This is a genomic window from Lascolabacillus sp., from assembly GCF_028696275.1.
Taxonomy (GTDB): Bacteria; Bacteroidota; Bacteroidia; order Bacteroidales; family Dysgonomonadaceae; genus Proteiniphilum; species Proteiniphilum massiliensis.
Genome location: NZ_JAQVHI010000008.1, coordinates 1 through 17,654, shown reverse-complemented (window position 1 = coordinate 17,654; position 17,654 = coordinate 1). Strand labels below are relative to the sequence as shown.

Sequence of the window (17,654 nt, the reverse complement as noted above, 5' to 3'; positions counted from 1 at the left end):
TTGCACTCTATTTGTTATAGAATCCGATTAACGAACTACATCTCCTATGTCAATCCAATCGCATGTTGGCGAAATTGCATCACTTCTGACAGCTGTATGCTGGACCTTTAGTGCCATTTACTTTGAGAAAGCAGGCAGAAGGGTAGGGTCTTTATCTGTAAATATTATCAGGATTTTTCTTGGAGTTATATTTTTAGGTATTACAACTCTATTTACCCGCGGAATGTTCTTCCCAATTGATGCTACTCCCTATAATTGGTTTTGGCTGGGGCTTTCAGGCATAGTAGGCTTCTTTCTTGGCGATCTCTTTCTGTTTAAATCTTACACAATAATCGGTTCACGTACTTCACAGCTTGTAATGAGTCTTGCTCCAATGATTACAGCTGTTATAGGATGGTTTTTTCTTAGTGAATATCTTACTCCCAAGAGTATAGCAGGAATAGTGGTAAGTGTAACAGGTATAATGATTGCAGTTGCAGGTAAAAAGCTAAGACTGGATGTACCAGTTAAAGGTTTTTTGTACGCAATTGGCGGTGCATTGGGGCAGGCTGTAGGTCTTATTCTGAGTAAAAAAGGGATGGGAGATTATGATGCAATTGCTGCTACTCAGATTCGTGCAATATTTGGTTTTGCCGCATTTGCCCTGCTTGTTACATTCATGAGAAGATGGAGAAAGGTGATCCTTGCTACTGGTGAAAGAAAAAGTATGAATGCGATCACAATTGGAGCAATGTTTGGACCTTTCATCGGTGTATCTCTGTCACTTTTTGCTGTTAAACATACTGAAACAGGTATTGCATCAGCACTTATGGCTCTGACTCCAATTTTCATCATAATACCATCAGCTATTATGTTTAAAGAAAAGATCACTGCCCGTCAGGTTACCGGAGCAGTGATCAGTATAATTGGAGCATCAATATTCTTTCTTTAAATCAGAAACTATTGTACTTTAATAGTCCTCCTCTCTTTACTGCTTTGGAAAGCCAGTTCAATAATTTTCATAACGTTGCGAGCCTCTTCTGCTTTTACAGCAATCTCGGCATTTCCATTTATAGCATCTCTTAAATTGATGAAGTAATCTTTATAATCACCCTGTTCACTTTCAAGCTTGCCCTGTATCTTAACGCCATTATATTCAGTGTTTATAGTACCCCAGATCTCTTCAGGCTCCTTTCCCCAGTCCTTACCAACTGGCTTAGATCCGCCATCTAATGTAGCTTCTTGAACATCCAGACCATATTTTACAAACGTTCCGTTTGTGCCATGAAGTAAGTAAGTAGGACCAGGTATTTTGCAAATCATTCCCGACTTTAAAGTAGCTGTCAGTCCGGGATAGTGAAGACGCACATCAAAATGATCATCAGCCTTAGCCCACTCTCTTTGACTGTCAATAAAAGCTGTAACAGCTTCAGGCATTCCAAAGAACCACAATGCCTGATCTATCAGATGAGAGCCCAGATCGTAGAATATACCAGAACCTGGGAGAGGCTCTTCACGCCAGGCGCCCCCTGGTCTTGGGTTAACACGAAATCTGTCGAAATGGGATTCATATTCCACTATTTCACCAAGGAGACCACTTTGAAGTAGTTTCTTCACAGTTTTTGTATCACTTGTAAATCGGCGGTTGTGGTAAACAGTAAGAATTTTATTTTGCTTGTTTGCAATTTCGATGAGTTCGTCCGCTTCTGCAACATTCACTGTGAATGGTTTCTCCACAACTACATGCTTACCTGCAAGCAGAGCCTCTTTAGACCATCGGAAATGGTCGGTATTTGGTGAAGTAACAATTACCAGATCAATATCAGGATCATTGATTATGCTATCTGGTTCGGGTACAATCTCTGTATCAGGATACCGTTCTTTAGCAGTTTTCTGTCTTACCGGGTTGGAAGTACTTATCTTCGAGAGTTCAAAGCCCTCTACTACATCTATAAACGGAGCGTGGAATACGCGGCCGGAAAGACCATATCCAATAATACCTGTGCGAATGTTAGTTGTTGACATAGATTAATTTTTGGTGTTTTTGTGATGATAATACTCAAAGATAAGAATTTTTTCACAATCTTCTATTTTAACAAAAACTTCATCAATTTTTCAGTAGCCAGGGCACGGTGACTAATGCTGTTTTTAATGTCATCACCAAGCTCTGCAAAAGTCTGACTATAACCTTCGGGCTGAAAAATAGGATCGTAACCAAAACCTGCATTGCCTTTTTCTTCACGAGTGATCTCCCCGTTAATGATACCTTCGAAATAGTGCTCTTCGTTGTTCAATATAAGTGCTATTACTGTTCTGAATCTTGCTTTCCTATTTTCAATATTATTTAAAACAGTGAGCAGTTTATTCATATTATCTGCCGGTCGGCAAGCCTCACCTGCATAACGTGAAGAGTATACACCAGGCATTCCATCAAGAGCCTCAACCTCCAGGCCTGTATCATCTGCAAAGCAGTCATATCCGTAATGATCTTTTACATACTTTGCTTTAATAAGAGCATTAGCCTCTAAAGTTGTACCAGTCTCCTCTATTTCCTCATGACAGTTAATATCGGAGAGGCTTAGTATCTTCAGTTTAGTATCTGCAATTTTCCGTACCTCATCTAATTTGTGTTTATTATTTGTTGCGAAAACAATCTCTTTCATTAATCTATTCTATTGAAATTATATTTTTTATCTACGATCTCTCTTTTGAGCTTTTAGTTTGAGTTCTCTCTCTCTTTCCCTTTGTTTGATTTCCAATTCTCTTTTCCTCTCCCTCTCCTTAAGCTCCTTCTCGCGACTTTTTAATCTCTCATTTCTTATTTGCTCCCTTTTCTTGATTTGTTCGGCTCTGTCAACAGTTATGGTGCTCTTATTTGCCCTTTTCATCATTTCGGATGCTTTCTGTTCAAGCAGAAGCTTTAAATTAACCTGCCTTTCATCTGATATCTCTATCTTATCAATTACAGGTTTTGCAACATAATCAGTTTCCAAAGATAGTGAATCTTCAATATAAATATTAGCCACATCAGATTCTGTTTGTAATGAGCTTTCTTCTTGAAGTGATATTTTAACGGGGGAAAAATCTTCGGGTAGATAATTAAAATTTGCGGTATAGAATTGATAATAACTCTCTAAAGTGCTGCTTTGAAGAATATTGAGATTAGACTTCGAAATTATAACAGGAGTAATTGTTTCAGGTAAAGATGACCTGTAGACAGTATCTGATTTCAACATATGCAGATATCTTGAAACATCATCATAAGAGCTGAATGGTTCAATCTTTAACGCTTCTCTCCTCTCTATAATTGTGGTTGATAAATTGAATGTGCGAAATTTAAAATTTGAGAAATTGAAATTTGCGGTTACAAATAGCAGATCTTTTATTTGATCTGACTGTTCAGATGGCAATAGAATTAATGCATGAGGTGACGATTCATAAATTGTAAAATCTCTTTCAATCTTCCTGATTGAATATGCATTCAGTAATGGTTTTGAAATATTTCTTTTTAGATTAGCCTCCCAATATAACTGAAAAGAATCTTTATATTCGGTTTGATCGCTATTTTCAGCAACATTTAATTCTGTAACTGCAACACTCCTTATATTCTCGTTTAACTGGCTATTCCGCAGTAATAGAGCCAGTGAGTCTGCCTGGTTTTTTCCGGAAGAGATGGCATCAATGTAAGCAGATGCATTAAGGTAAAGCTCTTTTGAAGTATTGATCCTCTTTAAATCTTTAAATGAGTCAACTGCTTTTTCGTAATCTCCTATTAGTGTATAAACCTGTCCCAAAAGGAATTGTAACCCCTTTCTCTTTAGCCGATTTTTCTCCTTCTCAATTAACTGTCTGATATAAGGAATAGCTTCATGATACTGCCCTGTTTTTAATAGATAGTGAGCTACTGACTCAGTGAACAGTATATTCAGATCATTTGACAAAGTACGTGTTTGCAGAATGTATATCAAATTCTGTGCATCATAAAACCTGCTCATCTCGCTGTAAGATCTTAACATCCAGATGTGTGCTTCAGATGTTAGATCTGTATCATTAGGAAAAATCCTGATAATTTCAGCAAAAACAGATAAAGCTTCATCATAATCACCATTTTGAAAATGCGCCTTACCCAAAAGAAGCCAAACATTACTGATAAATGGATTAAACTCCTCCTGTTTCAGCCATTTTCTGTAATCCTCCGAATATGCTTTAGTAGGATTTCGTCTTGGTTTTGAAGTTATTGAATAGTCGCTGATAGCCCTTTCTGCTTTATTAATAACAATGTCGAATGGTCCTCCCTTACCAGTTTTCTTTATATTGTAGCCTGCACTATAGACAATTGGGAGTATATTATTTCTGTCGTCCATAAATATTGCAAGTTGCTCATTCAATATGTTATCATATGACTCCTGAGCATTATGGAAAATGTTGTAACGTGTTCGCAGTTCTTTATAAGCACGCGAATATGGGGTGTTTCTCCCGGTAGAACAACTTATTCCGAGAATAACACACAATAACAAAGAGATATTTAATGCCTGTTTCTTCAATTATGCGTACTAATCCATTACTATAGTACAAACTATAAAAATGGCTTTTTATTGTTTGATGCTTTCAGTAATAGCACGGTTACTTGTACGCAACATTAAATTTTTTACACCTTTGAATAAAAAGTACATCAGAATGAGTACAAAAATAATAAAGGCTCCTGATGGAACATTCAGGTAATAAGAGAGGAATAGTCCCAATACACAACCGATGAAACTAAACAATACTGAAAGAGATATTATTTTATGATAGTTTACAGTTAACAGGTTTGCTGTCATTTGTGGAACCGTAATAAGAGACATTAGTAGTACTATACCAACAAGTCTTATACTTAAAACGATTGTAACAGCTATAAAGAGCATCATCGTATATTCAATGAACTGAGTAGGTATACGTCTTGTTCGTGCAAATTCAGTGTCAAATGAGACTGAAATAATTTCATGGTAGAAAAGCACAAAAAACATTACCAGTACAATTGATAATACTATTAGTGCGATAATGTCTGAAACAGTTATAGTAAGTATATTACCAAACAGGTACTCAGATAAATTGGGAGCATAACCAGGTGTTAGAAATGTTAGAACAATACCGATAGCCATTCCAAGTGACCAGAAAACAGCTATGGCAGAATCCTCTCTGACTCCCTGCTTTCTTGAAAGCCATTGAATACCGAATGCAGAAAAGATAGAAAAGATCATTGCAGAAATGATAGGAGGAAGGGAAAAATAGAAGCCAATACCCAATCCACCAAAGGAGGCATGAGTAATACCTCCGCTAATGAATACCAATCGTCTTGAAACTACATACGTGCCAATTATTCCACAGGCTATGCTAGCAAACAGACTACCGATTATAGCATTCCTGAAAAAAGCATAATTAAAAAGTTCAAGTATATTCATTATAAATTAAAAGATCAGGCGTGCATTTTTTGCATTCTCAATTCATTTACAAACATGAGAACCTCGTCTTTCATTTGATCTGGTACAGAAATAGATCTCATTTGCAAACTTCTTACCCATCTTGGTTTCTCTTCATCGAGGATAGTATAAAAGATTTCTCTGAACTCTTCAACTTCATCCTCACTAAATGCTGAGGAGTCGCGACATGAATATTTATCAAGCTCCTCATCATCGAAGTATTCAGGCTCTTCTGCAAATGCTGCAATAAGACTGTCTTTTTCACAAACTTCGTGAGCACCGCAGCATCCACTCTGACTCAGGTCGATAGAAGGCGGAGCCATTTCACGTTCGGTTGTATTACCTCTTTTACGTTGTATATAATTATTTATCGTAAGTGCTACAATAAAAAAAAGAACAATAGCTAAAAATAAAAAGATAGGTTGCATAATTTATTTCCTTTCTTCGATTACAAATCCCGCATGTTTTAAATCTTTCCAGAAATTAGGATATGACTTATAAACAACATCCGGGTCGTTTATTAATATAGATTGTTTAACGATTGATCCCGGCGCAAGTGACATTGCCATACGATGATCGTCGTACGTATCAATTGCCGGCTCTTTCTCGGGTATACAGCGTTCACCATCCCACTCTAGCATGCCAATCTCATTTTCAGTGAGTATATACCCCAGTTTTTTAAGTTCATTTATCAATGCCTGTACCCGATCTGTTTCTTTGATCTTTAAACTTTGTATACCAGAAAAAATAAAGGGTACTTTTTTAAAACAACAAGTTGCAGCAAAAGTTTGTGCAAGATCGGGTTCGTTTATAAAGTTATGGAAGAATTTTTTAGTTTTTTTGTTATTGCTGCGAATAATTATTCCATCAACAACAAACTCTGTAGATACCCCAAGATCAACAAAAAGATTTACCACATTGGAGTCTCCCTGCATACTATCCTTTGTTAATCCCAGTAGTTTAATTTCTGATCCGGGTAGCAGAGATGCTATTTCGTACCAGTATGAAGCTGCAGTCCAATCAGCTTCTACTGTCATATCAACAGCTTTGTAGTTTTGAGGCTTAACGGTAATATCATTTCCCTCCCATTTGACATGAACACCACACTTGGCCATCATTCCAATAGTAAGGTCGATATATGGCTTGGAGACAATCTCTTTCTCAATGTGCATGATCAGCCCATTTTTCATTGTTGGGGCAACCATCAATAGAGCAGAAATAAACTGTGAACTGATATTCCCTGATAAATATACCTCTCCTCCATTTAGTTTTTTACCTCTTATTTTGAGTGGAGGGAACCCCTCTTTTTCAAGATATTCTATGTCAGCACCTAATGCAGTAAGAGTTTCAACTAAAGGATGAATTGGGCGCTGATGCATCCTCTCTGTCCCTTTTATTATCCATTCACCTTCCATTCCGGCAAGAAAAGCTGTAAGAAAACGCATAGCAGTTCCTGCTGCTTTAATATCGAAAAGGTTTGAATCGGAGTTGAAAGCATCTATCAGAACCTTAGTGTCTTCACAATCAGATAGATTCTTAATTGGTGCAGTACTCAGACACAGAGCATTGAGAATCATAGCTCTGTTGCTTATACTTTTTGAAGCCGGAAGCTGGATTGTTGTTTTTACTGTTTCCGGGGGATATATTTTATATTGAGATAACATTATAACAACTGGATTTTAATGCAAAAATAGCATTTTAAAACATAAGAATTACAGATAGTGTATACTTTTAAATTGTTTTAGTGATTAACCTGTTAATCCATATACGAATATTGATAATATTGCAATTGGAGCAATAAAACGTAGTAGGAAGATATAGAATTTTATAAATCCAACGCCGAATCTCAGTTTCCCCTCATTGGTTATCTGTGCTGTAACCAACTGCTGTTTCAGATACCATCCCACGAATATACTTATAAATAGTCCACCAATAGGAAGCATATACTTAGCTGATGCCATATCCAATATATTAAAGAAAACAGAAGAATATGATGAGATTATCCCAAGAATTATTACACCCAATGTAACAAAGATTGTACTTTTTCTTCGCGATATTTTATACTCTTCGAACAGATATACTGTAACAACTTCCATTAATGATATAGTGGAAGTTAAAGCTGCAAGTGCCAGCAGGCAGAAAAACAGTGCAGACCATGCCATTGAGGCAGGCATCTGATTAAGTAGCTCAGGAATTGTAATGAATAGGAGACCAGGACCACCTGTTACCAGTTCATCCACAATAGTGTCGGGGCTTGATGTAAGCGCAAATGCAGCAGGGAAAATAATTACTCCGGATAATACAGCTACCAGTGTGTCTAAAATTGAGACCTGAACTGCTGTTTTTGTTAGATTGATGCTCTTATTAAAATATGAACCGTAGGTAATGAGGCAGCCCATTCCAATTGATAATGAAAAGAAAGCCTGTCCCATAGCATCAAGAAAAACAGTCTGCTTAACATGCTCCATATTTGGTTTAAACAAGAAATTTAATCCTTGTATAGCACCTTCAAGCGTTATTGATCTGATAGCAAGAATTATTAATAGCAGGAACAGAATCGGCATAAAGATTTTGGCTGATTTTTCAATGCCTTTTCTTACACCTGAGAGTATGAAGAAAGATGTAAGAAATGAAAATACAATCATCCATACTGATTGCTTCAAAGGGTCGTTCAGAATATTAGTAAAGTGTATGCTGAAATCATTGACAGTGTGTAGATTGCCAGTAATTGACTGGAGGAAATATATCAGAGTCCAGCCTGCAACTACCATATAGAAACCCATTATGATAAATCCGGTAAGTACACCAAGCCGACCAATCCACTTCCATTGAGTTCCGGGAGCAAGGATATGAAATGCACCCGCAGTATTAGCACGAGCAGATCTACCTATAATAAACTCGCTCATCATTACCGGAATACCAAAAAAGAGAATACAAGCGATATATACAAAAATAAATATAGCGCCACCACCGTCGGCGGTCTGACTTGGAAATCTCCAAATATTACCAAGCCCTACTGCTGAACCGGCAGCAGCAGCAACAACACCTATCTTAGAAGTAAAAGTAACTCTTTTTATATTCTCCATTCAGCACCTGTTTTGGTGTCCTTTATTTCTATTCCAGCAGCTTTAAGCTCATCACGTATTTTGTCTGAAGTAGCCCAGTCTTTATTCTCACGTGCTGTCCTTCTTATATCCAGAATAAGGTTCATTAACCCCTCGATTACGTTGCTCCCGGTCATACTTTTAGTTTCATCTGTTAGCCCTAGAATATCAAACACAAAAGTGTGCATAACCTCTTTCAACTTAATGAGATCTTCTGAACTAATGGTCTCACTTTTATCGTTGCATGAGTTAATAATGCGCACGGCGTCAAATAGTTGAGCTATAAGAACGGGACTGCTGAAATCGTCATTCATTGCTGCATAGCAGTTCTTTTCAAGTGAGGCGATATCAACAGTGGATACATCAGATGGTATAATTTTTTCTAGTGTAGCTATACTGCCCATAAGTCTTTTATACCCCTTTTCAGCAGCCTGAAGAGCCTCATTTGAGAAATCAAGAGTATTTCTATAGTGAGATTGCAGCATAAAAAAGCGTACTGTCATAGGAGAGTAGCCTCTTTCAAGCAATGGGTGATCACCTGTAAAAAGTTCTTTAGGTAAAAAGCCGTTACCTGCCGACTTCGACATTCTGACACCATTAACGGTGAGCATGTTGGTGTGCATCCAATACTTAACAGGCTCACTATGATGACATGCTTTAGACTGTGCAATCTCATTCGTGTGGTGTGTTGCCTGCAAATCCATTCCTCCTCCGTGAATATCAAATGAGGTGCCAAGATATTTAGTGCTCATTGCAGAACATTCAATGTGCCAGCCGGGGAATCCCACACCCCATGGTGATGGCCATTTCATTAATGTTTCAGGTTTTGCCGAAATCCATAAAGCGAAATCAAGTCTTCCACGCTTCTCATCTTGCCCGCTTAGTTCGCGTGTGCCTTCCAGCAAATCCTCAAGTTTTCTGTTTGTGAGTATACCGTAATCATACTCCTTGCTGTATTTTTCAACATCAAAGTAAACTGATCCATTTACCTCATAAGCATATCCGGCATCCAGTATCACTTTGATCATCTCTATCTGTTCAATTATATGACCTGTAGCAGTGGGTTCTATACTTGGAGGCAAGGTGTTAAAAAGTGATAGCACTTCACGAAAGCCCAGAGTATATTTTTGAACGATCTCCATAGGCTCTAACTTTTCAAGTTTGGCTCTTTTTGCAAACTTGTCATCCCCTTCATCTCTATCACCCTCAAGGTGTCCGGCATCTGTGATGTTACGAACATAACGAACTTTATAACCTAAGTGCAGGAGATATCTGTAAATCAGGTCAAATGAAATAAATGTGCGGCAATTGCCTAAATGTATATCACTATAGACAGTAGGACCACACACGTACATTCCAACGAATGGGGAGTGTAGAGGTTCAAACGGCTCCTTTTCTCTGCTTAATGTATTATAAACAAGTAGGTCTCTGCTTTTTAATCCAACCATGTTAATTTGATATTTTATGAAAGGCAAAAATACAAATATAAGTGGTATCTTCTTCAGATTTAATAAAAAAAGAAAAAAATAGACATAACTCATGTAGTTTATGCAGAATTTTAATACTTTTGCGATCTTATTTTAATTAACTTTTATTTAAACTAATTTTATGTCGCGTAAAATCTTACTAACATTAGCCCTGTTTTGTTTGCTAGTATCTGCAAAAGGGCAGAACCTCCAGTTACATTTTGATCCACGTAGTTCACTTTATGGTGATGACGTTTCCGGCATTAATTATCTAACTGCTACGTTTGAATTTTTCAAACCGGATCAGTGGGGAAATACTTTTATGTTTGTGGACTTCGATTTCAGTTTTGACAAACGTAATCCGGGACTTATCTATGGTGAAATTGCGAGAGAGTTTAAAATCGGTGATTTCCCTCTTCTTCCGCACATTGAATACAATGGAGGTTTGGGTTTAGTAAGAGGAGAAGACTTCGGATTCTCAATCCCAAGTTCATATCTTGCAGGTTTTGGATATCCTTTTCAGTTAGGAAACTTTTTTATGAGCACATATCTGGCTTATAAATTAAATGCATTTGAACAGGTTAGTAATGATGCACAGTGGACAGTTACATGGAACGCTTCATTAGCAAATAATAAGATATCTTTAGGAGGTTTCATGGATTTATGGACTGAGGATAAATCTTTTACAGAGGGTACTGAAGCAAATGGTAAGAAGCTTATTCTGCTTAGTGAACCTCAAATATGGTTTAATATTACACCAAACTTCTCATTAGGTAGTGAAGTAGAATTAAGCTATAACTTTGTGAACAAGTTTGCTGAAAGTAAATTCTATGCTATTCCTACACTGGCAACAAAATGGATTTTTTAATAATTAATTAGAGATTGATTATGCTTGAAAAGATATTTAAATTAAAGCAAAACAACACAACAGTACGCACTGAGTTGGTAGCGGGAGTTATTACCTTTCTGACCATGTCGTATATATTAGTTGTGAATCCAAATATTTTGAGTGCTGCAGGAATGGACAAGTCAGCTCTGTTTACTGCAACTGCCCTTGCAAGTGTTTTAGGTACATTGTTTATGGCATTTATTCCTAATCTGCCTATAGCACAGGCACCCGGAATGGGGCTTAACTCATTCTTTGCATTCTCTGTTGTACTGGGACTAGGATATTCATGGCAAATGGCTTTAACCGCCGTATTCATTGAAGGTATCATCTTTATATTACTTACTTTTTTCAATGTTCGTGAATTGATTGTAAAGAGTATTCCAAGTACAATAAAATATGCAATTCCTGTAGGGATTGGACTTTTCATCACTTTGTTGGGGTTACAGAATGCAGGACTTATCGTAAAAGATGATAATACTATGTTAACTCTGGGATCAATGTCTGATCCCCATGTTTGGGTTGCATCTTTAGGTCTTATCCTGACTGCTGTTTTATATTTTAAGAATGTACACGGATCTTTCCTGATAGGTATTGTTGCAGCAACTATTTTTGGTTTGATATTAGGTCTTGTTCAGATGCCAACCGGCGGTCTTGTTTCATTGCCACCTGATATATCTCCTGTTTTTGTGAAATTTGAATGGAGCAACATTTTCACACTGGATATGTTAATTATAGTTTTCACTTTCTTATTTGTAAACCTTTTTGATACAATAGGGACACTGCTTGGTGTTGCATCAAAAATTGGTATAACAGATAAGGATGGAAGCTTCCCTCAAATAAAGAAAGCACTTTTCGCCGATGCATTAGGTACAACATTTGGTGCTGTATTAGGTACAAGTACTGTGACATCATATGTAGAGAGTGCTTCTGGTGTTGCAGCCGGTGGTAAAACAGGTTTGACATCACTTTCAACAGCAATGATGTTTGTACTTGCGCTGTTCCTTGCTCCATTGTTTTTAATGGTACCTGCTTCAGCAACTGCTCCTGCACTTATTTTGGTAGGGCTGTTTATGATTACTTCAGTTGTAAAAATTAACTTCAGCGATATGACAGAAGCATTGCCCGCTTTCCTCACTATAGTTATGATGCCATTTGCATTCAGCATAGCACAGGGTATTGTTTTTGGTATGTTGTCTTTTGTATTCCTGAAAGCGTTAAGTGGAAAGTGGAAACATATTTCTATTACAATGTGGGTAATATTTGTGCTATTTATAATAAAACTTGTATTGGATGGAATGCAGGTTCTATAGTATAGAATAATATGTAATGATAAAGTCACAATTTTGGTGTACTGTAAAAACCAGGCAGATATTTATATTATTAATATTTGCTTGGTTTTTAATTAATATCATCCAGTCTCTTTTTACTGAAATTGGGAATGATGAGGCCTATTATTGGGTCTATTCTCAGTATCCGGATTGGGGATATTTTGATCACCCTCCAATGATAGCTTTAGTAATCAAAATTGGGACTTTACTTGCCGGAAATACTTTAATTGGAGTACGTCTGGTAGTAATGATACTACAGCTGGTTTATCTTTTTGTACTCTACAAGTTATCCGAGTTAAAAGAAACAAGAGAGAATGTAATTCTCTTTTTCTTAGTCTCATTTTCAGTTGTAATGCTTCAGGCTTACGGATTCGTAGCAACGCCGGATTCAGTGCTGCTTTTTTTCGCTGTTTTATTCCTGTGGAGCTACAGGTATTATTTAAGGAGTGACTATTCCTTAAAAGGAGCTTTACTGATGGCTCTGTTTATGGCAGGCTTAATGTATAGTAAATATCATGGAGCACTTGTAATACTTTTTGTTTTTCTGTCAAACCTTAAACTGTTTAAAAAGAGCACTTTCTATTATTCTGTACTTTCTGTAATAGTTCTCTATATTCCACATATACTGTGGCAGGTAAATCACGATTTTCCATCAATAAAATACCACCTTATAGATAGGTCAGTTGGATTTAAATGGAATAACATTATCGATTATATCCTTAATCAGTTGCCAGTATTTAATCCTTTTACACTAATAGCAGGGATTTATGTTCTGTTTATCAATAAAAAAGGAGATCTATTCAATAGAGCATTAAAATTTTTAATGGCTGGGTTTTTAATATTCTTCGCATTATGGACATTTAAGAGTCGTGTCGAACCCCACTGGACAATAGCTGCTTCCATTCCAATGGTAATTCTGATTTTAAGAGAAGCTGTTGAAAACCAGAATTTAAAACGTTATCTTTACAGAGTTGTTGCGCCATCTTTAATTTTGGTATTTGCTGCTCGACTTTTTCTCATGATAGATATTCTGCCAATAAAAACAGAGTGGCATGGAGATAAAAAGAGGGTTGAGGATCTTTATGCTTTTGCAGGTGAACGCCCTGTTGTGTTTACATCCGGTTTTCAGATGCCTTCAAAGTACAGATTCTATACAGGCGGTGAAGCACACGCAATGGGAGCATTAAATTATCGGAATACGCAATATGATATCTGGAGGTTTGACGAGAGTTATGTTGATCATCAAGTTGTAATAGATTTCAGGAATGATACAACAGGAGTTGTACCAACTATCAGTGGAGAGTCTGTTTTTAATTTGAAAGAGGTGCTGCATTATCAACCTTATAAAAGGCTTGAGGTAATTCCTGATATCAACAATACTCCACTGTCAACCAAGAGTGTTAACGAGATGGGTGTGAAAATTGTGAATCCTTACAATAATACATACAATATTAATCATCCATCAATGCCATTACAAATTTATCTTGTATTCATAACAGAAAAGGATGGTAAATTAGTTAGAGAGAGATTGGCTGCTATATCCGAATTTGATTCAAATGAAATATATTCAGGAGAAACTGTTTCAGGGAAGATATTAATTGATTTATCTGAATATTCTGCAGGTGTATATGATGTATATTTTGCTGCTGGAACCCCGGGAGTATATCCGGCAACTTTGAATAAACCTGTGAAAGTTACATTCGAATGATTCTAGAGCTGATAATTAAATTTTTAAAATTTGGCATTGTTGGTTTATCCGGAACAGCAATAGATTTTCTTTTCACATGGATATGCAAAGAGAAACTAAAGTGGAATAAGTTCATTTCTAACTCTATAGGGTTTTCTATTGCAGCCACTTCAAATTATATTTTAAACAGAATCTGGACGTTCGAGAGTAACAATCCAGAAGTTAGTCGTGAATATTTATCCTTTTTCTTTATTTCATCAATAGGGCTGGCATTGAATAATCTCTTTGTCTTTCTGTTTAACGAAAAGCTAAAGTTCAATTTCTATTTGTCAAAAGCATTTGCTATAACATTGGTGGCAATATGGAATTTCATCCCTAATTATTTGTTTACTTTTAGATGAACCCCAGGTATTATTCATTTGCATTTTTCGCAGTAAATAGTTACTTTTGCACTCAAATACAATTAATTATCTTATAGTATAACAATTACAAAATTTTATGGCAACAACCGCTGATTTCAGGAACGGAATGTGCATCGAACTTGAAGGACAATATTACTTTATTGTAGAATTCCTTCATGTAAAACCAGGTAAAGGTGCGGCTTTCGTTCGTACAAAACTTAGAAATGTTACCACTGGCAGGGTACTAGATAAAACATTCAATTCCGGTGTAAAAGTTGATGAAGTTAGAATAGAAAGAAGACCATTTCAATATCTCTATAAAGATGATATGGGATACAACTTCATGAATACTGAAACATTCGAACAGATTCCTATTCCGGCTGAACAGATAGAGGGTGTTCAATTCCTTAAAGAAGGAGATATTGTAGAGGTACAGATTCATGCAGAAAGTGGAACAATTCTGACAGCGGAGATGCCGGTACATGTAGTTCTGGAAGTTACCTATACAGAGCCGGGCATTAAAGGTGACACTGCAACAAATACATTAAAACCTGCAACTCTGGAGACAGGAGCTGAAGTAAGAGTTCCACTATTCATAGATACAGGTGAGAAAATTAAAGTAGATACTCGTAATGGCTCTTATGTTGAGAGGGTTAGATAATGAGTTGTTGAAATAGTATAAAACATTAAAGCAGGACTAATATTGGGTCCTGCTTTTTTTTGAAAAAAACTTACTATATTTGCTCTGTTAAAGAGTGGTAATATATCATGAGCAAGTTAAGTATAAAGCAATGGGCTGAAGAAGATCGGCCCAGAGAAAAGTTATTATTGAAAGGAGTTAACTCATTATCTGACTCAGAGTTGATAGCTATACTAATTGGTTCCGGTAATAGTAAACAAACTGCAGTAGAGCTTGGAAAAAGCATATTGAAAGAAGCAGATAACGATCTGAATAAACTTGCCAGGATGAGTGTCACTGATTTGATAAGAAATTTCAAGGGTATAGGAGAAGCAAAAGCTGTAACCATAACTGCAGCACTTGAACTTGGACGAAGGAGAAAAGCCTGTGAGCCTGTTAAACGAAGGAAAATTACATCTTCAAGAATAGCATATGAAGAGTTTGTTCCCAGGCTTACCGACTTGAATCATGAGGAGACCTGGGTAATATTTACGGACAGATCAAATAAAGTAATAAAGGAGTTACAGGTAAGCAGAGGCGGTATATCAGGAACGGTTGTTGATATCAGGTTAATATTACGTGAAGCATTAAAATTTTACGCTTCAGGTATCTTTTTAGGACATAATCACCCATCTGATAACTGCAGACCCAGTCCGCAAGATATCCAAATAACAAAAAAACTGAAAGAGGCTACTCATTGGATGGATATAGTATTATTAGATCACATCATTGTTTGCGGAAACCGATACTTTAGTTTCGCAGATGAGGGAATCCTCTGAATTATCTAAACAATCAGGCCATATTTCGGTTTAATAAAAAAGATTAGATTATGAACGAAGAACTACAAGCATTACAAGATAAAATAGTGGTCATGCTGCGTACATGTTATGACCCGGAGATCCCGGTAAACATTTACGATTTAGGCATGATTTACGATGTTGATATTGATGAAAATAATAATGTCACCATCGAAATGACATTTACTTCTCCCGCATGTCCTGCGGCGGACTTCATTCTGATGGATGTGCAGATGAAAGTTGAGTCAATTGAAGAAGTGAATAGTGTAAACCTTAATCTTACATTTGATCCTCCCTGGGATCAGTCAATGATGAGCGAAGAAGCTATGCTGGAATTAGGAATGCTGTAAGAACTATAAGATACTTTGAAAGACAAATATTGTGAGTAAAAAAGTATATTTTCTTGCTGACGCCCATCTTGGAGCAAAAACACATCCTGATTCCCTTGAGGCAGAGAAGAAGCTCTGTCGTTGGCTTGACCATGTTAAGGAAGATGCGTCTGCAATTTACCTGATGGGAGATATATTCGACTATTGGTTTGAGTATAAGTATGTTGTTCCTAGGGGGTTTACGCGGCTGCTCGGTAAGCTTGCAGAAGTTACTGACAATGGGGTAGAAGTTCATTTCTTTATTGGTAATCACGATATATGGATTACAGATTATCTGTCTAAAGAGTGTGGATTGATTTTGCACTTGAAACCCATAATTACTGAAATTCAAGGTAAAAAGTTTTTTCTTGCTCATGGAGATGGCTTAGGAGACGGTTCCAGGTCATTTAGATTTCTAAGAAAATTATTTCATAATAAATTTTTGCAAAAATGCTTCTCAGGAATTCATCCAAGATGGACTGTACCTTTAGCCCATGCATGGTCGAGTGATAGTCGCGAAAAAGGAGGCGTCGTTGGATACTTGGGAGAAGAAAATGAATACCTGATACGGTACTCTAAAGACAAATTAAAGGAGATACAGGATATAGATTATTTTATCTATGGTCATCGTCATATATTGATCAATTTGCCAATTGCAGAACATAGCCGGGTTGTTATACTTGGTGATTGGATTACTCTCTTTTCATATGCAGTTTTTGATGGAAACTCCATTAAGCTGGAAAATTGGGAAATGTGATATAAAAAAACCAGATTGCATTAATTCTTTAATTATAACTATTTAAATTTACTAAAATGAGAACGAATTGGCTAATACTAATTTCTATCTTACTATTTACTTCCTGCTCTGCAGCAAAAGTTAACCTAAACGAACTTACAAAAGCAGAAGAAAAACAAGGCTGGACATTGCTGTTTAATGGAAAGGATTTTACTGGTTGGCGTCAGTATAATGGTAACAGTGTACCGGATAACTGGACTATCGAGGATGGTGCCATGAAGGTATTCAAAGCTGAAAGAGCCAGACCTGGTCAGGGAGTAGGAGGTGATATGATCTTTTTTCCAAAGAAATTTAAGAATTTTGAATTATCAATAGACTGGAAAACTGAAAAAGAGGGTAATTCCGGAATATTCTACTATGTAAGAGAAGAGAAAGGCAAAGCAATTTACAACTCTGCACCTGAAGTACAAATCTTAGACAATGAATATGCAAGTGATAACAAGATTGATTCACATCTTGCAGGCTCTTTATATGATATGCTTCCGGCAGATCCTAAAACCGTTAATCCTTATGGAGAATGGAATAATATAGTAATACGAGTTAAGGATGGTAAAGTAATTCATACTCAGAATGGTGTGAAGGTAATTGAATATACACTTTGGTCTGATGAATGGGACGAGTTGGTTGAAAACAGTAAATTTAAAAATTTCCCTGGTTTTCAGGAAGGTATCTCAAAAGAGGGCTATATTGGACTACAAGAT

The 17,654-nt window shown here is 36.6% G+C and carries 18 protein-coding genes; 10 read left to right on the top strand and 8 right to left on the bottom strand.

The features are described from left to right. Nucleotides 1–46: 46 nt before the first annotated feature. Complete coding sequence (locus PHO43_RS03660; RefSeq protein WP_045090464.1) at nt 47–931, top strand: DMT family transporter; 885 nt, start codon at nt 47–49, stop codon at nt 929–931. Between the two features lie 8 nt (nt 932–939). Here the strand turns inward: PHO43_RS03660 and PHO43_RS03655 are convergent, their stop codons facing one another. The 8 genes from PHO43_RS03655 to cysS form a co-directional block, all read right to left on the bottom strand. Then, the gene (locus PHO43_RS03655; protein WP_045090463.1) at nt 940–2,004 is read right to left on the bottom strand and encodes an oxidoreductase; all 1,065 of its coding nucleotides are present in this window, start codon (nt 2,002–2,004) and stop codon (nt 940–942) included. Between the two features lie 62 nt (nt 2,005–2,066). After that, the gene (locus PHO43_RS03650; RefSeq protein ID WP_045090462.1) at nt 2,067–2,642 is read right to left on the bottom strand and encodes a non-canonical purine NTP diphosphatase; all 576 of its coding nucleotides are present in this window, start codon (nt 2,640–2,642) and stop codon (nt 2,067–2,069) included. A gap of 27 nt (nt 2,643–2,669) precedes the next feature. Further along, entirely contained in the window at nt 2,670–4,523 is a 1,854-nt protein-coding gene (locus tag PHO43_RS03645) for a tetratricopeptide repeat protein (protein WP_197272057.1), read from the bottom strand. A 48-nt stretch (nt 4,524–4,571) separates the two neighbouring features. Next, a complete protein-coding gene (locus PHO43_RS03640) occupies nt 4,572–5,420 on the bottom strand; it encodes a metal ABC transporter permease (protein WP_288008890.1) in 849 nt (282 codons plus the stop codon). Between the two features lie 14 nt (nt 5,421–5,434). Beyond that, nucleotides 5,435–5,866 carry a hypothetical protein gene (locus PHO43_RS03635; RefSeq protein ID WP_045090459.1) on the bottom strand — a complete coding sequence of 144 codons (432 nt, stop codon included), beginning with the start codon at nt 5,864–5,866 and terminating at the stop codon, nt 5,435–5,437. Between the two features lie 3 nt (nt 5,867–5,869). Beyond that, on the bottom strand, nt 5,870–7,102 hold the full coding sequence (locus PHO43_RS03630) for a 3-phosphoshikimate 1-carboxyvinyltransferase (RefSeq protein WP_045090458.1): 1,233 nt from the start codon (nt 7,100–7,102) through the stop codon (nt 5,870–5,872). Between the two features lie 84 nt (nt 7,103–7,186). Then, a complete protein-coding gene (locus tag PHO43_RS03625) occupies nt 7,187–8,524 on the bottom strand; it encodes a sodium-dependent transporter (RefSeq protein ID WP_053827133.1) in 1,338 nt (445 codons plus the stop codon). Further along, nucleotides 8,512–9,990, bottom strand: coding sequence for a cysteine--tRNA ligase (gene cysS / locus PHO43_RS03620; protein WP_045091016.1), 1,479 nt, complete (start codon nt 9,988–9,990; stop codon nt 8,512–8,514). Before cysS ends, PHO43_RS03625 begins: the two co-directional genes overlap by 13 nt. Before the next feature lie 160 nt (nt 9,991–10,150). On the opposite strand from cysS, the gene PHO43_RS03615 reads away from it, so the two are divergent. The 9 genes from PHO43_RS03615 to PHO43_RS03575 all read left to right on the top strand — a co-directional run. Next, nucleotides 10,151–10,876 (top strand): DUF5020 family protein, encoded by a 726-nt coding sequence (locus PHO43_RS03615; protein WP_045090456.1) that lies wholly within the window; start codon nt 10,151–10,153, stop codon nt 10,874–10,876. Nucleotides 10,877–10,896: 20 nt separating this feature from the next. After that, a complete protein-coding gene (locus PHO43_RS03610; RefSeq protein ID WP_053827136.1) occupies nt 10,897–12,207 on the top strand; it encodes an NCS2 family permease in 1,311 nt (436 codons plus the stop codon). A 16-nt stretch (nt 12,208–12,223) separates the two neighbouring features. Further along, nucleotides 12,224–13,933, top strand: a complete 1,710-nt coding sequence (locus PHO43_RS03605; protein WP_288011331.1) for an ArnT family glycosyltransferase — start codon at nt 12,224–12,226, stop codon at nt 13,931–13,933. Further along, nucleotides 13,930–14,313 (top strand): GtrA family protein, encoded by a 384-nt coding sequence (locus tag PHO43_RS03600; RefSeq protein WP_288011329.1) that lies wholly within the window; start codon nt 13,930–13,932, stop codon nt 14,311–14,313. Before PHO43_RS03605 ends, PHO43_RS03600 begins: the two co-directional genes overlap by 4 nt. Nucleotides 14,314–14,410: 97 nt before the next feature. Beyond that, nucleotides 14,411–14,974 carry an elongation factor P gene (gene efp, locus PHO43_RS03595; RefSeq protein ID WP_045090453.1) on the top strand — a complete coding sequence of 188 codons (564 nt, stop codon included), beginning with the start codon at nt 14,411–14,413 and terminating at the stop codon, nt 14,972–14,974. Nucleotides 14,975–15,081: 107 nt separating this feature from the next. Then, a complete protein-coding gene (radC, locus tag PHO43_RS03590) occupies nt 15,082–15,771 on the top strand; it encodes a RadC family protein (protein WP_045090452.1) in 690 nt (229 codons plus the stop codon). 50 nt (nt 15,772–15,821) lie between these two features. Beyond that, nucleotides 15,822–16,139 (top strand): metal-sulfur cluster assembly factor, encoded by a 318-nt coding sequence (locus tag PHO43_RS03585; RefSeq protein WP_045090451.1) that lies wholly within the window; start codon nt 15,822–15,824, stop codon nt 16,137–16,139. A gap of 31 nt (nt 16,140–16,170) precedes the next feature. Beyond that, on the top strand, nt 16,171–16,914 hold the full coding sequence (locus PHO43_RS03580; protein WP_288011326.1) for a UDP-2,3-diacylglucosamine diphosphatase: 744 nt from the start codon (nt 16,171–16,173) through the stop codon (nt 16,912–16,914). A 56-nt stretch (nt 16,915–16,970) separates the two neighbouring features. Beyond that, the coding region (locus tag PHO43_RS03575; protein WP_288011323.1) for a 3-keto-disaccharide hydrolase at nt 16,971–17,654 on the top strand (684 nt) is incomplete at its 3' end.